We start from the raw sequence: 14935 nt of genomic DNA on the forward strand, positions 1-14935 counted from the left end.
GTTATTCCTTGGGTTGGTAAATATTCGAGTTATGAATAACCATCAACGGGGTAGGATCTTCCACTTTCATAAACCCAAATTGCTCGTACAAACCATGTGCATCCCGGGTGGCTAACATCCAACGACGAAGCCCCTGCAAGTCACGGTGCTCCATGATCACCTCCATTAAAAATTTCGATAATCCTAAGCCACGGTGCGATTCCAATATAAATACATCCGCTAAATATGCAAAGGTAGCACGATCGGTAACAACACGGGCAAATCCAACTTGTTGCTCCCCTTCATATACACCGAAACACATGGAGTTAATGATGCTCTTTTCAATTATTTCATGGGGAATGTTTTTAGCCCAATACGTGTTGCTGAGAAAAGCATGAATAATGTCTAAATCTAATTTAGTACGATCGTCGGATACCGTGTATTTACCACGGGTCACATGATATAGGCCCATCAGGAAAAGTTAATATAATGAATGAAGCCGTGAAGATAATAAATCGGGGTAAAATTGAAAACCGGTATGCTTTCCTAGCAGGGGAGAATGGGTCATTAAATTGACATAAAAACAAAACGAGGCTACCTCGTAATTGTAGAGACGGCCTCGTTCTTTCGCGGTGAGCTAAAAATGTTGTCAACCAAATACCACCTGTGAAACAGGCGGGTACATAGCTTGCGCGAGTTTATGGATTTTGCGACTGGAAATTTGCGTAGATGGAAGCGATTTCTTCGCCGGTGTTTTCGCGTGGTTAGCACCGAAATAGTAGAAATCCTTTACAAATAAAGCAGCATTCGGATAACCGCATACTTGTAAAACATTTCGCCAAGCCGGTGTATGCAGTTGATGGAATTGTAGCATCGTATTGTTAAAACGGAAAATACGGCTGTACATATGTGGGGTTAAGCCCGTTACTTCCAAAAACTGTCGTTCAATCGTATGGCGCGAGGTTTTGAAATGCTTCGCCATGGTTATTACATCTATGTTTCCTTTCAATGCGCCAATATATTCCACCATTTCGTCTACCTTTTTCAAAGACTTCAAATGTAAACTCATGGTATGTTTTAAGGTATCGTTCAAGATATGCACTGCTTTTTCATCTGTTGTACAGAAAGCCAACCTTTGCCAAGTTTGCTGCCATGTAATTGGCTCAATCACTTGTAAATCCCGGTAATAATTCACCACGGTATCCATGCTTAAACCCAACAAACGGTAACTTCCATAGGTATTCAAATGCACAATCACCGCCCGTACTTTCCCCGTTGCATGCGTAGTATGGCGCGAACTAAATGGGCCTACCACCGACGCTTTCGGTAATTCGAATGGCGCATGATGTTGCGGTTGACAAGCCAATGTGCCCGATAATACAAACACGAGGAACTGTTGCCCCAATGCGAATAATTTATGATCGTGCGAGAACTCGTCATATTCATTCATTTCCACGAAACTGTAATGCAAAACATAAGGATGCAAGGATGCATCGGCAGAGTACGACTGGTGTTTCATAGGTTTTTGTTTGCTTTTAGGTGAAGCAATCGGATAGATATAGTGCTAACAGCAAGTTCATTGCTGAATCAAATATACGTTAAATATTAAATATGACGAAAATTTTTGCTGGCTTGGGTTTGAAGGAAATTAAAGCATTCATTTTCAATATAAATGTAATATATGAGCTGTTGATGTGTTATTATATTAATGATGGTAAGCTACTATTTACATTATTTCTCTGATGGTATTTACTGGCCTAATTTTGCCTTCGAAGATGTAAATCATTAGAACATGAAAGCACACATATTATTAGCCGCTACCTTATTATTCGGCATACACCAGGCAACATATGCACAAGCAGAACAAGATAAATGGTATCCTTCGGCATACGGTGAGAAAGATGAAATAGGCGCTGCGAACTTATTAAATAATGAAACCGTGTTACAAGCTATTAAATTGGTGAAAAAAGGAAAAACCTTCCCGCTGGCTGTGCCCGTTGATAAACATTTACCCGCATATAGACACCGTAGTTTTCACCTATACAATATTCAACCCGGCGAGCAGGGCGGCAAAACATTGGGCCCCAATAAATTTAGCTTAAATGATGAATTAGTAACCGCATGGACCGGCGTTGGTACACAGCTAAACGGCATTGGTCATATTGGCATCGATAACGTATACTACAATGGAAATAAAGCTGTAGACTTTGTAACAGTTGAAGGCGTGAAGAAACTGGGTATCGAAAAAGTGCCACCTATTGTAACACGTGGTATTGTGCTAGATATGACGGCTTACTACAATAAGCCCATTGTTCCCGGCGGAACGGAATTTACCGTAGCCGATATCCAAGCCGTGCTGAAAAAACAACAGCTCACGATCCGTAAAGGCGACGTAGTATTGTTCAACACCGGCTGGCTAGAATTGATCGGCAAAGACAACGAACAGTTCCTAGAAGTAGAGCCCGGTATTGGTATGGAAGCCGCTAAATGGTTGGCAGATCAAGGCATCGTAGCTTTTGGTGGCGATACCTGGGCGTCTGAAGTATATCCAAATCCATCCAGTAAAGAAGAGTTCCCCATCAATCAATTTATGTTAGCTAAGAAAGGTATTTACAATTTGGAATTAATCGATACAAGGGCATTAGTGAAAGAAAAAGCGTGGGAATTTTTATTCGTGTTAGGGCAACCGCTATACATAGGCTCCACCCAAGTTAACATTAACCCCGTTGCAATTTTATAACAAGTAGCGCACAATGCTTGTTATGATAGTATTCATTCAAATGTATAACCATGGAAAGGAAAACAGTAAATGGATTCTCTCGTGCCAATCACGTAGGTATTACGGTGAAGAACCTCGATAAAGCTATTCAATTCTACGAAGCGCTAACAGGTGTAAAAGTGAGTAATGTGGATGAAATAGGCGGCGCCAGGATGGCCAAAGTGCAAGGCCTCGATAAAACCTTGATTAAATATGCCAACCTTCATCTCGACAATCTCAATATCGATATCCTAGAATACGTAGAGCCTGCTCCCGATCGAGCTTCCTATAAGAATAACCAAATTAGTGCAATGCACCTTTGTTTCGAAGTAGATGATATGGAAGCCGCTTTGCAACGGTTGAAAGCAATTGGCGTGGAACCAGAAGGGGAACCAATTGTATTTCAAGAAGAAGATGGTTTGAAGGCAGGCTTCGGCACAGCGGTGGCCTATTTCCAAGATCCCGATGGTACAAACTTAGAAATCATTGCACCACAAGGTCCTTTTAAAAGAAAAAACGAAGCATAAAAAAAGGGAAGAGTTTGTACGCTCTTCCCTTTTATATAAAGTATTGTTGTTAGCCTATTTCACTTCATCCCAACCCCAATTCTTTCCTTTTTCCGTTGCCGGCACGCCTGTTTCAATCCATTCTACTTTAGGACCGCCTTTCAAGTAATAATCGAAGAATTGTTGTTCTCTCCTTTGGATGTCTTTTCTATTCTGGCGCTGAATTAAGTTATGCGCTTCGTTGTTGTAGTTCAACATCCACACCGGTTTACCTAAACGACGTAAGCCTGTAAATAACTCGATACCTTGGTACCAAGGTACAGCACCATCTGCATCGTTCGCCATAATTACCAATGGTGTGGTTACTTTCGGTAAGAAGAATAACGGCGAGTTTTCAATATACAAAGCTTGGTTGTCCCACAGGTTTTCACCGATACGACTTTGACCATGCTCGTATTGGAACTGGCGTGTCATACCACTTTCCCAACGGATACCTCCGTAAGCGCTGGTCATATTTGCCACCGGTGCACCTGCCCATGCTGCTTTAAATAAGTTTGTACGGGTAATAAGGTAAGCCACTTGGTAACCGCCCCAGCTTTGACCTTGGATGCCCATGTTTTTACCATCTACATACGGCAGCTTCGCCAATGCTTCTGCACCACTTACAATGTAATCGTATGCACCTTGACCAGGATGACCTTTTTCGTAGGTAATATCTGGCGCCATTACAATATAGCCACGACTTACAAAGAACGATATATTCAAGCGGGAAGGCGTTGGTGCCGGTGCTTGGTAGCCATGTAAACCGTCGGTTAATTTCTCGTAGAAATAAAGAATAACAGGGTACTTTTTACTCGCGTCGAAGTCTTCCGGTTTGTAAAGAATACCTTGCGTGGTTTTGCCATTGAAAGTCTGCCAAGAAAATAACTCGGCTGTGCCCCAATTGTAGTCTTTCTGTTGTTGGTTAATATCGCTCAATTGCACAGCTGTAGCAATGCTCTTACCTGCGTATACGTTCGGCGATTGTACATAAGTACTCCGTGTAAATACGAAGAAGTCGGCATTTTTAGCTTTCATTAAATCACCAAAACTGTAAGCGCCCATTACAATTTGTTGTGGTTGTGCACCGGGTTTTAATACCAAGGTATAAGCACCTGCGTCTTTAGTAACGGTATTAAATGCACCTAAATACAAGGTTTGTTTTGGAGAGAAAAATTTCTCGTCCCTATCTAAACGTGTATTACGGAATTCAATTTTATTTTTTGCGCCTAAACCACCTGTAATGTTTACCGGTGCAGCTTTGGCGAGTGGATCTACTTGCCAAATATCGTAACGATCATAGATGTAAACGTATTGATCGTTTGCGAACCAACCAGCATTACCATAAGCATTTGGCTCATCAGGCACATCGTTTTCTACGTCGTATAGCGGGGTAGGGATTTGACTCGTAATATTGCGCGTAGTACCGGTAGCTACTTCGTAAGCATAATATTGCTTCGCAGCTTCGTTGTACCACATAATGTATTTAGCAGCAGGACTGAGTTGTGCAGAACCGGTATGTTTTTCTACCACCAATTTGCGTTCACCTGTTTGCGTGTTTACTAAATAGATATTGCGTAAGGAATTGCCTTCCCATTGAATGCGAATGCGGTTGCCTTTATCGGTAGAACCAACACCCCAATTAGGATTCCCTTCTAATGAAGGCACGAAGGTTTCCATATTGGTGTCGGCCAATTGAATGAATTTTTGGGTAGAAGGGTAGTACAGGGCTGCGTAAGAACGTTTCAATTCTTGGTCTACATTCTTCAACTGCATGGTTTGCAAGTAATCATCTTTGTAGTGCCAGATATCCAATTTCGCCACTTCAAAATCTACGATAGTAGTGTCTTTGGGTGGTTTAACGGCGGCCGTACCAAAGAACACGCGGCTACCATCTTTGCTGAAACTGATGTTGCCGTTTTCAGACACAGCCCATTTCGCAGGCATACCATTCGTAGCTTTTGTAACTACCGTACGGGCAGTATCAAAGCCCGCTTGGTAGTAAGCCAAGTGGTAGAATTTCTGCAAAGCTTTGCTGCTATCACGACTAACCACGTAAGCGAATTGCTCTCCTTTATCGTCGAAAGTAAATTGTTTAAAGTCGCCATTGCCGCGGCTTACTGTATCGCGTTTGCTAGTAGCAACGGTGTATAACAATACGCCGGGTTTCGATAAAGAATCTTTCTTAAACGTGGTTATTTCCACCAAAATTCTATTACCTGGGTTGGCAATCGTATAACTGTTTACGTGCTTAATGCTATCGCGGGTTATTTGTTTGCCGTATTTGAAAATCACGAGGTCGCCAACATCTGCACCGCTACCGCCGCCGGGCTTATCATCGTCGGCATCCATACCATCGGTTTTTGCTTTCGCGCTGGTAGAGGAGGGCTTTTTAGCGGAAGTAGTATCCTTGGGTTTCTCTACGAGGTAGGCGAATACGCTGTTACCTTCGCTGGGTACCTTGAAGGATTTAACATTTGGAACTTTACTTAACTCGAAATTTTCGAGTTGTAAAATAGCCATAGAATCCTTGGGCATTTCATCTGCCTTTTTCTTCTTGATTTTGCCTTGGCGTACATCAGCGAAGAAAGGTTTGATATTGCAGACTAAATATTTATTGTCTGCCGTGAATTGGGCGCCTGCGCCTCTTTGGATGGTAATTTGTTGGTTGCTCTTCGTGTTCACTACCACCAATTGGTTGTCGCCTTCTTGTGGCATAATGGTGTAAGTAACCCATTGACCGTTATTAGATACAAGACGGTTTGCTGTTGATTGCCAAGCGTCGTACACGGAATGATCAAGGGGTTTCTTTTGTGCCGAAGCAGTAAAAGGTACGGCCAGCATAAGTACGCTTGCCCACTGTAGATATTTATTCATACGATTTAGATAGAATGTGTCTATAAACAGGTTAGGGCAGTAAAATAAGGAATAATTGCTGCGTTGGGGAGTGATTTAGGAAGAATGGTTAGATAGGAAGGGTGAAAAGTACCCTTAGGCAATTGTAGTAATTGCCCAAGGTGTTTAATATTGTTCTTGCTCGTTGGGGAAGTCGTTGGTTTTCACGTCGCTAATATAACTTTGCGCAGCATGGGCGATCGTGCCAAACAGGTCGGCGTACTGCCGAAGGAATTTGGGTTTGAAATCTTTATTGAGGCCTAGCATATCGTGGATCACCAATACCTGCCCATCACAGTATTTGCCCGCCCCGATACTGATAGTGGGGATGGATAATTGTTCCGAAACCTCTTTCCCCAGTTGGGCCGGGATTTTTTCGAGTAGCACAGAGAAGCATCCCGCGTCTTGCAACAACTGGGCATCGTATAGTAACTTTTGTGCTTCTGCATCACTTTTAGCTCGCAGGGCATAAGTACCGAATAGGTTAATTGATTGTGGTGTTAACCCGAGATGACCCATTACAGGAATGCCGGCATTTACAATCGCTTTTACCGAGTCTATCACTTCTATACCCCCTTCTAATTTCACGCCATGACCGCCCGTTTCTTTCATAATCCTAATAGCCGATGAGAGCGCCGTTTTGGGATCACCTTGGTAAGTTCCAAAAGGTAAATCAACTAGCACAAACGCCCGTTCAACAGCCCTGGCTACACACTGGGCATGATAAATCATATGGTCGAGCGTAATGGGTAGTGTTGTTTCAAAACCTGCCATCACATTGGCGGCCGAATCGCCTACTAATAAAATATCAATGCCTGCATAGTCGAGCGCTTTAGCCATTGAATAATCGTAGCAGGTTAAAACGGCAATTTTTTCGCCACGTGCTTTCATGGCGAGCAATGTTTGGGTAGAAACTTTGGTAATTGCTTTAGTTTGTAACATGACGTGGAAAGGGTTTAATAATAAATCATGTTAAAGTTGGGAAGCATTGCTTCCCAACTTTATATTATTCGAAAATTAACTCCATTTGTATATTCGCCCGTGCATAAGGTGTAGCCCTGCTCACCACTTTCTTGAATCCCAATTTATGGTACAGGTTTATAGCTGGCTTCAACGAAGTATTGCTTTCTAAATACACATTCCTAGCGCCCAACGCCTTCGCCCCGTTCACAGCAGCCTGGCCTAACAACCATCCAATACTTTTCCCTTGAATAGCAGGCGAAACCGCCATTTTAGCCAATTCATAATCATAATCCGGGTCGTCCATCTTAATAATTGCACAAACACCTACCGGTTCATTTTTATACAAGGCTACATATATTTTCCCACCTTTATCTAAAATATATGATTGTGGGTTATCCAAAGCCTTCAAATCTGTTTCTTCAATTTCGAAATAAGTAGAAATCCATTCCTCGTTCAAGGCCTTGAACGCAGCATGATACTTCTCCTCGTAATCTACAATCTGCACATCCTTCGAAGCCCTTAACTTACGCTGCTCCTTCACCCGCTCCAACAACGATTGCTGATCCAGCAAATATTCCCATTCTGCCAAAGCCTCCCATAAATTATGCCTCGCCTCCCTAATTACCGTTTCAATCGCCGCATCCACATCCTTAAATTGCTCCGCCAAACTATTCGCAATGGACATACCCTTCTTCGACAACACAATCACATTCCTCCGCTTATCTGCCGACTTCTGGTTCTCTTTCACCAACCCCGCTTTCATCATCTCCTTCACCAACTTACTCACCGATGGCTGCGAATGCCCAATCTCCTGCGCAATCTCCGTTATCGTCTTCCCCTCCTCAACCTCATTCAACACAAAAAACACCGGGAACCACTTCGGCATAAAATCCACATGGTACATCTCGTAAATCTTCGCCGCATCATCCGTAATGCGCGCCGTAAATAATCTCAAACGACTTCCTAAAGCCATTTTTCCTGTTTTCTCAAATAATTCCATGATATAACTAATTACATAACTGGTTATGCAAATGTACCGAATGTAGCAATACAACAAGTTATCAAGCAAATAATTACAAAAAAAAACCACCCCGCCACCCAACAAAACACGCCCCCCAAAGACCTAACGCCCTTCACCACAGTAGCACCACCGCCTAATCAACATCCCGATAAAACGGCGACGCAGTCTTTCGCCGTTTTTCCTCCTTTCTTTGGTTACTTTCTTTGGAGAAGCAAAGAAAGTAACAAATAGGATCATTGCTAAAACAACAACCCCGCCCCCCTTATCAAAAAATCCCTTATTAACCCTCCCCCTGGGCTACACGCAAAAAAAAGCCGTTCCCAAAAAAGAAACGACTTTTAAAAATCTTTATAAGAAACCGCTACTACCCGTGTAACCCAGCCGTTACACCTTTCTTCTGCTGCCTGGCTACCCGCACCATTTGCAATACTACCGATAAGCCAATCAACCCTAAGCCCACATAAAACCCATTATGCAAATACTTCCCTTCATTAAATAAAACAAAGGCCAGCAAAATACTATACAAAGGTTCCAAGTTGAAGCAAAGGTTCACCGTAAAAGGCGAAATCTTCTTCAAGGCTTCCATGCTCAATTGGTACATCAACACTGTACAGAACCAAGCAAGTATAACCAAGTACGCTGTATCTGTTAATGAGGGGAAGAACGAGGGTTGCGGGAAGAAGTACAAGTATGCCGGTAGTAACAAGCTCAATGCTAAGAACCCACTGGCCAACTCGTAAAACGTGATGGTATGGGTTTCGTATTTCGCCACTAAACGTTTGTTAAACACGGTAAATAAGGCCGCAAATGCCGAGGATATTATACCCAAGATGATGCCCGTACGGTATTGTGTATCGAAGTGGAAGATGAGTAAGATACCGCACAAGGTTAGCAAACTTAACAACAGCTCTACGGTATCGAACTTCCGGCGGTTAATCAGCGGGTCGAAGATGGCGGTAAATAAACTCGTCAGCGAGAAACACACAACGCCGATCGATACATTCGAGTATTTAATACTACCATAGAAAAACAACCAGTGCAACATCACTACGCAGCCCGTTAACCCAATAGGTATAATATTTTTGAGTGGTAACAGTTTAAAAGTGCCCCTAAAGCGCGACACGATGTACAAAATAATCACTGTAATCAGGAGGCGATACCATACCAATAAGCCTTCACTCATGGTGATCAGCTTCCCGAGTACACCTGTAAAACCCGCTAGAAAAACGGATAGGTGTAGTTGTAAAAATGCTTTTTTCATAATGCTATGCGGACAAATTCCCACCGCCACGGTATACAAAAAGGCGCTCCTCGTATTCGTTAACACGACCGTGGATGCGCCTTTTGCGTTTATTTGTTAGTGCTCCACCTGCCTCGATAGGCTGGGAACACGCAATGTTTACTTGGTAACCCTGCCTTTATAATTCTTAAACAAGCTTTGCCATTGGATCTTCAACACCCCAAGGATGCCTTCCTTCACAATGCCACTACTCATTTTCGAGTAGCCTTCTTTCCTGTCGATAAAGGTGATCGGTACTTCTTTAATTTTGAAACCTAGTTTCCATGCGGTGAACTTCATTTCGATCTGGAAAGCGTACCCAACGAATTGAATTTCGTCGAGGTTGATGGCTTGTAATACTTCGTTTTTGTAGCATACAAAGCCGGCGGTAGCGTCTTTCACAGGCATCCAAGTGATGCAACGCACGTACACCGAGGCACCGTACGATAATACGGCACGGTCCCAAGGCCAGTTCTCCGTTTTCCCGCCTGTTACATAACGAGAGCCAACAGCAACGCCGGCACCACCGTTCTTACAAGCATCGTACAGTCTTGGTAAATCGTTGGGATTGTGTGAAAAATCGGCATCCATTTCAAATATGAACTGGTAACCGTTCCTCAACGCCCATTTAAACCCATGAATGTAAGCCGTTCCTAAACCTAGCTTACCCGAACGCTCCTCGATGAAAAGCTGTCCTGGATAATCGGTTTGCATGTCCTTTACTATCTGTCCTGTTCCGTCCGGTGAGCCGTCATCTACGATCAGTACATGGAAACCTTGTTGCAGGTTAAATACTGCCGAGATGATCTTCCGGATATTGTCCTTTTCGTTATATGTGGGTATGATGACGAGTTTTTCCAAGCGCCTGGATCATTTTTAGGTTGGCGAAATTACTAATATTTGACTGCAAAACAGCATGTTTTACAATAACATTTTTATTTTTTTAACATCATGCTATGGTATATTTCCGTTAATTTTTGCTTAGTATTTAACGGGAAATCAGCTTTCATCATCCAATCGTAATACTGTGGCTCAATTTTTAATACGTCGCGCACGGCACGACCTTTATATTTACCAAAGTTGAAGATTTCAGCGCCATTCTGCATAACAATCCTACGGGCAAAGTCAACGTAATCGTCTTCTTTCGTGAATTTAGCCAACGCATCTACGTCGCTACCCAATGCTTCGTAACGGCCTAATTGTGCTTCCAAAATCTCGTAAGTAGCACTAGCATCTGCTTCCGCACTATGGGCATTGGTCAATTCTTTTTCACAGTAGAATTTGTAAGCGGCTCCTAATGTACGTTTCTCCATTAAGTGGAAAATCTTCTGTACATCAATGAATTGCCTGCTGGCTACCTCGAAATCAAGCTCCACGCGGAGGAATTCCTCTACTAATACCGGGATATCGAAACGGTTAGAGTTGTAACCCGCGATATCGCAATTGTCTAAGAACTGGCGTAATTCATTGGCCAATTGCTTAAACGTAGGCTCGTTCGCTACATCCTCATCTTTAATTCCATGGATAGCTGTTGAAGCCGGGGGAATCGGCATGCCGGGATTGATTCTTTTTACTTTCGTTTGAACACTCTTATCAGGAAACACTTTCACGATTGCAATCTCGATAATGCGATCAGACGCCACGTTCGTGCCCGTTGTTTCCAGGTCAATAAAGGCTAAAGGCCTTTTCAATTGTAATGCACACATATGCTTTGATGTAAATTTCGCGCGGTCACGCCCAGTTATAAATATTTTTTCAAGGATGAAAACTCCATCCCGTCGTATGTTCCAGAACTCATCATTAATAAGTTCGTATTGTCGTATTGTTGTGCATCCAAGAAGTTCTCCAACGTTGCGCGGTCGTTCATTACAATCAACCCCGGTTTCGCAAAGCCTTCCACGATTAAGTCGGCCGACAATTCCGGTAACCGTTTTATTTCCAAAGCATGCTTGCTATAATAAACAATGGCCACATCGGCAGGGTCCATGGCACCATGGTACTCGCCGAGGAAGTCTTTATTAAGGCTGCTATACGTATGCAACTCCAACACGCCAATTAATCGCCTGTTGGGATATTGGTTCTTTAAAGCTGCTATCGTAGCTTTTACTTTGGATGGCGCATGGGCAAAATCCCGGTAAATCGCGCAAGTGTCGTTCTTGCCAATTAACTCCAAGCGCTTAGCCGCCCCCTTAAAGGTTTGCATAGCGTGTAGGAAATCCGCATCGCCGATACCCAGTTCCGCGCATACCAACCTCGCTGCATTCAAGTTCATTAAGTTGTGGTCGCCGAAGATTTGTAAATCGCCGGAGGCCGCCCCAAAGGTAACATTCGTAATACCATCGTGAATCATGTGGGTAGGAATTCCATAAGGGATTAATCTCAAATGCTGTCCTTCCTTCTCCACCAGCGCTTTCAATACTGGATCTGTTTCATTATATATCAAAACACCACCTGGCGCTATTAAACGGATAAAGATGGCGAATTGTTCTTCGTAGTTTTCGAAAGTAGGGAACACGTTGATATGATCCCAAGCAATCCCCGTTAAAATGGCAATGTGGGGATGCAAGAAGTGGAACTTCGGCCGTTTTTCAACAGGTGAAGCCGGGTACTCGTCGCCCTCGCAAATAATCAAAGGTGCATCCGTTACCTGTACCGATTGTGCAAACCCTTCCAATTTTGCCCCTACGAGGTAATCGAATGGCAAATGTTGCTGCTGCAAGGCGTGCATAATCATGCTGGTAGTAGTGGTTTTACCATGACTGCCACCTACCACAACACGTTTCTTATCTTGGCTTTCTTGGAAAATATACCCTGGGAACGAGTAAATTTTAAGGCCAAGCGCTTGCGCTTTTAGCAATTCTGGGTTGTCGGCACGTGCATGCATGCCTAGGATAACTGCATCAAGGTCGGGTGTAATGCGGGCTTCGTCCCAACCAATCGTGGCGGGAAGGATGCCTACAGCTTTCAAATTGGATAGGGCGGGCTCAAAAATTTCGTCATCGCTACCGGTTACTTGGTAACCTTTATGGTGTAAAGCGATGGCTAATTGGTGCATAACGCTACCGCCAATTGCTATAAAATGTACTTTTGCCATATATTTATACTACGAAAAAGCGCGGCTTAATACATAGTGTTGTTTTTTTTAATGTAATAGTTATCTTTGCAAAATAACATCACAAAAAATGAATAGCAAAGCAATATCATATTTGTGATGAAAAAACGTTCTTATTTTTAAAGCCTAATTTTATGAAAATTAACAAACGCGTTTTGATTCTTTCACTCGGAATCTTGTTAACGATGGCGATGTTCAGTTCTTGCGTATCGCAGCGTCAAATGGGATGCCCGAGCACTCATTTCTAACAAAAATTTTTGATCTAGTTAAAATGGAATGGCTTGAACTCACCACTGAAGAAGAAGTAAACGACATTACGGCCTTGTCTTTCGAACAACCGGTTGTCATTTTTAAGCACAGCACTCGTTGCAGCATCAGCAGCATGGTGAAATCGCGTTTAGAGCGTTCTGTCACAACAGCACCTATCTTATTTTATTACCTCGACTTAATTCGCTACCGCAATGTAAGCAATTACATCGCTTCAAAATACTCCATCGAACATGAATCTCCGCAAGCCTTGTTGATCAAGAACGGCGAATGTGTACACGCTGAGAGTCATATGGGCATTAGCATGGAAGAGCTGGAAGCCTTCGCTAACCAGTAGTGTATTAAACAGGGAAAAACTTATTTGAAGGGAAATGAGCCTTGTGTTCATTTCCCTTTCTTATTTTCATCCTTTTCGGTGTAGCTTTGTAATAATTTAATTGGAAGGTTCATGAAACATAGAATAGTAGTAGCCGTTACGGGAGCCAGTGGGTCCATTTATGCAAAACAAGTACTGGAAAAGTTGGTGCAATTGCAAGATCAAATCGAGCAAGTAGCCATCGTTCTTTCCACGAATGCCCGTACTGTATGGGAAACCGAGTTAGGAAATAAGGATTACGAACAACTGCCTTTCCCCGTGTATGCACAGCAAGATTTCCATGCACCGTTTGCCTCCGGCTCCGGTTTATATAATACCATGATTATTTGCCCGTGCAGCATGGGCACCCTAGGCCGCATTGCACAAGGTATTAGCAACGATTTAGTAACGCGTGCCGCAGACGTTGTATTAAAGGAAAGAAGGAAACTCATTTGCGTCGTGCGCGAAACTCCATATAATCTTATTCACTTACGCAATATGCAAACGCTTACAGAAGCGGGTGGAATTGTTTGCCCCGCTACGCCTTCCTTCTACAGCAGGCCACAAACCTTGGAAGAGGTAGCGGCCACTGTTACCGACCGTATTATCGACTTGGCCGGCTTGCAGCAAAAAACTTACCGCTGGGGCAGTGAATCTTAATTTTTGTTTTATCTTGTTCTCATGAAAATAGCCATCATCAACGGTCCTAACTTAAACCTCTTAGGTAAACGCGAGCCTGGCATTTACGGCAGCGAATCATTCGAAACGTACTTCGAGCAATTGAAACAGTTGTTTCCACAAGTGGAATTCACCTACTACCAAAGCAATGTAGAAGGTGAAATTATCAATCATTTACACGAAGTAGGTTTTAGCGTAGATGGCATTTTACTCAACGCCGGTGGTTATACCCATACCTCCGTAGCCATCCGCGATGCTATCGCCGGCATTACATCCCCGGTAATCGAAGTGCACATTTCTAACGTATATGCCCGCGAAGAGTTCCGCCATACTTCACTTATTGCGCCTAAATGTGTAGGTAGCATTTGTGGTTTAGGCATGAAGGGGTATGAGCTGGCGGTGCGATATTTTATGTAAAATTCGTTTAGATCATATAATTCTTCCCGGTAGGTGTTTGCTTACCGGGATTTTTTTTGCCGGTAGGCATATGGCTACGCATAAAAACCGAACATGGCTTCCTTGTTACGGAGTTTACTACGAAAGTTGCAAGGAAGTGCGCACGCAGTATGTTTTATTTTTTTAATGAATTGAATATTAAATCTTTGAAAGGAGGGGCAATGGGGTTTATAATATACTTTAATGTTCTTCTAATGTTCTCCCAATGTTCTTCTAATGTTATTTCAATGGTTTGGATATATACCCCCTATAGTTTACCTGTACTTTTACCGTTTGTGTTACTGCCGGGGAAATAGGGTGAGCCTTTGACTTCCCTTTGACTTCCCTTTAACGAGCCTTTGAAAACCCTTTGAAAAGCCTTTAACGACCCTTTGAAAGACTTGGACCTGCCTTTGAAAGACTTTAACTTCCCTTTGACTTCCCTTTAAAATGCCTTGGAAGGATCTTTGATTTCATGTAAAAAGTAGTTTTAAGGCCATTAGAAGGCGTTGAATTTACTGGTTGGTATATCGAGGTGGATGATGAGGAAATGATGAAGGAATCGTGCTTAAAATGCTAAAATGCTACTTTTCGCAGTATGGCTAAAACGTTTTTTGTACCCTTATAATTTTTGCTTGTTGATGCCAT

Annotated in this window: 14 protein-coding genes; 5 read left to right on the top strand and 9 right to left on the bottom strand. The window is 42.9% G+C overall.

Going from position 1 to position 14935, the window contains the following annotated elements; all coding sequences use genetic code 11:
- Position 1: 1 nt before the first annotated feature.
- Positions 2 to 451 carry a GNAT family N-acetyltransferase gene (locus LX64_RS11055; RefSeq protein ID WP_111597723.1) on the bottom strand — a complete coding sequence of 150 codons (450 nt, stop codon included), beginning with the start codon at positions 449 to 451 and terminating at the stop codon, positions 2 to 4.
- Between the two features lie 177 nt (positions 452 to 628).
- Complete coding sequence (locus LX64_RS11060; RefSeq protein WP_111597724.1) at positions 629 to 1498, bottom strand: DUF6597 domain-containing transcriptional factor; 870 nt, start codon at positions 1496 to 1498, stop codon at positions 629 to 631.
- Between the two features lie 273 nt (positions 1499 to 1771).
- Between LX64_RS11060 and LX64_RS11065 the strand changes: the two genes are divergently transcribed.
- Positions 1772 to 2719, top strand: a complete 948-nt coding sequence (locus tag LX64_RS11065) for a cyclase family protein (RefSeq protein WP_111597725.1) — start codon at positions 1772 to 1774, stop codon at positions 2717 to 2719.
- A gap of 50 nt (positions 2720 to 2769) precedes the next feature.
- On the top strand, positions 2770 to 3264 hold the full coding sequence (locus tag LX64_RS11070; RefSeq protein ID WP_111597726.1) for a VOC family protein: 495 nt from the start codon (positions 2770 to 2772) through the stop codon (positions 3262 to 3264).
- Between the two features lie 54 nt (positions 3265 to 3318).
- On the opposite strand, the gene LX64_RS11075 is transcribed toward LX64_RS11070, so the two are convergent.
- From LX64_RS11075 to LX64_RS11105, 7 genes are all read right to left on the bottom strand, one after another.
- Positions 3319 to 6159 (bottom strand): alpha/beta hydrolase family protein, encoded by a 2841-nt coding sequence (locus LX64_RS11075; protein ID WP_111597727.1) that lies wholly within the window; start codon positions 6157 to 6159, stop codon positions 3319 to 3321.
- Between the two features lie 144 nt (positions 6160 to 6303).
- The gene (gene panB / locus LX64_RS11080; RefSeq protein ID WP_111597728.1) at positions 6304 to 7119 is read right to left on the bottom strand and encodes a 3-methyl-2-oxobutanoate hydroxymethyltransferase; all 816 of its coding nucleotides are present in this window, start codon (positions 7117 to 7119) and stop codon (positions 6304 to 6306) included.
- Positions 7120 to 7183: 64 nt separating this feature from the next.
- Positions 7184 to 8140, bottom strand: coding sequence for a bifunctional helix-turn-helix transcriptional regulator/GNAT family N-acetyltransferase (locus LX64_RS11085; RefSeq protein WP_111597729.1), 957 nt, complete (start codon positions 8138 to 8140; stop codon positions 7184 to 7186).
- Positions 8141 to 8525: 385 nt separating this feature from the next.
- Entirely contained in the window at positions 8526 to 9422 is an 897-nt protein-coding gene (locus tag LX64_RS11090; RefSeq protein WP_111597730.1) for a DMT family transporter, read from the bottom strand.
- Positions 9423 to 9560: 138 nt separating this feature from the next.
- Complete coding sequence (locus LX64_RS11095) at positions 9561 to 10301, bottom strand: polyprenol monophosphomannose synthase (protein ID WP_111597731.1); 741 nt, start codon at positions 10299 to 10301, stop codon at positions 9561 to 9563.
- A gap of 74 nt (positions 10302 to 10375) precedes the next feature.
- Positions 10376 to 11146 (bottom strand): 3'-5' exonuclease, encoded by a 771-nt coding sequence (locus LX64_RS11100; protein ID WP_111597732.1) that lies wholly within the window; start codon positions 11144 to 11146, stop codon positions 10376 to 10378.
- A gap of 35 nt (positions 11147 to 11181) precedes the next feature.
- Positions 11182 to 12534: a UDP-N-acetylmuramate--L-alanine ligase gene (locus tag LX64_RS11105; protein ID WP_111597733.1), complete on the bottom strand. Its 1353-nt coding sequence runs from the start codon at positions 12532 to 12534 to the stop codon at positions 11182 to 11184.
- Between the two features lie 289 nt (positions 12535 to 12823).
- Here LX64_RS11105 and ytxJ point away from each other — a divergent pair, with 289 nt between their 5' ends.
- The 3 genes from ytxJ (at position 12824) to aroQ (ending at position 14269) form a co-directional block, all read left to right on the top strand.
- Complete coding sequence (ytxJ, locus tag LX64_RS11110; protein ID WP_111597734.1) at positions 12824 to 13156, top strand: bacillithiol system redox-active protein YtxJ; 333 nt, start codon at positions 12824 to 12826, stop codon at positions 13154 to 13156.
- A 111-nt stretch (positions 13157 to 13267) separates the two neighbouring features.
- The gene (locus LX64_RS11115; RefSeq protein WP_111597735.1) at positions 13268 to 13834 is read left to right on the top strand and encodes a UbiX family flavin prenyltransferase; all 567 of its coding nucleotides are present in this window, start codon (positions 13268 to 13270) and stop codon (positions 13832 to 13834) included.
- Positions 13835 to 13855: 21 nt separating this feature from the next.
- On the top strand, positions 13856 to 14269 hold the full coding sequence (gene aroQ / locus LX64_RS11120) for a type II 3-dehydroquinate dehydratase (RefSeq protein WP_111597736.1): 414 nt from the start codon (positions 13856 to 13858) through the stop codon (positions 14267 to 14269).
- Positions 14270 to 14935 lie beyond the last annotated feature (666 nt).

This window comes from Chitinophaga skermanii (genome assembly GCF_003259335.1).
GTDB classification, from domain to species: Bacteria; Bacteroidota; Bacteroidia; order Chitinophagales; family Chitinophagaceae; genus Chitinophaga; species Chitinophaga skermanii.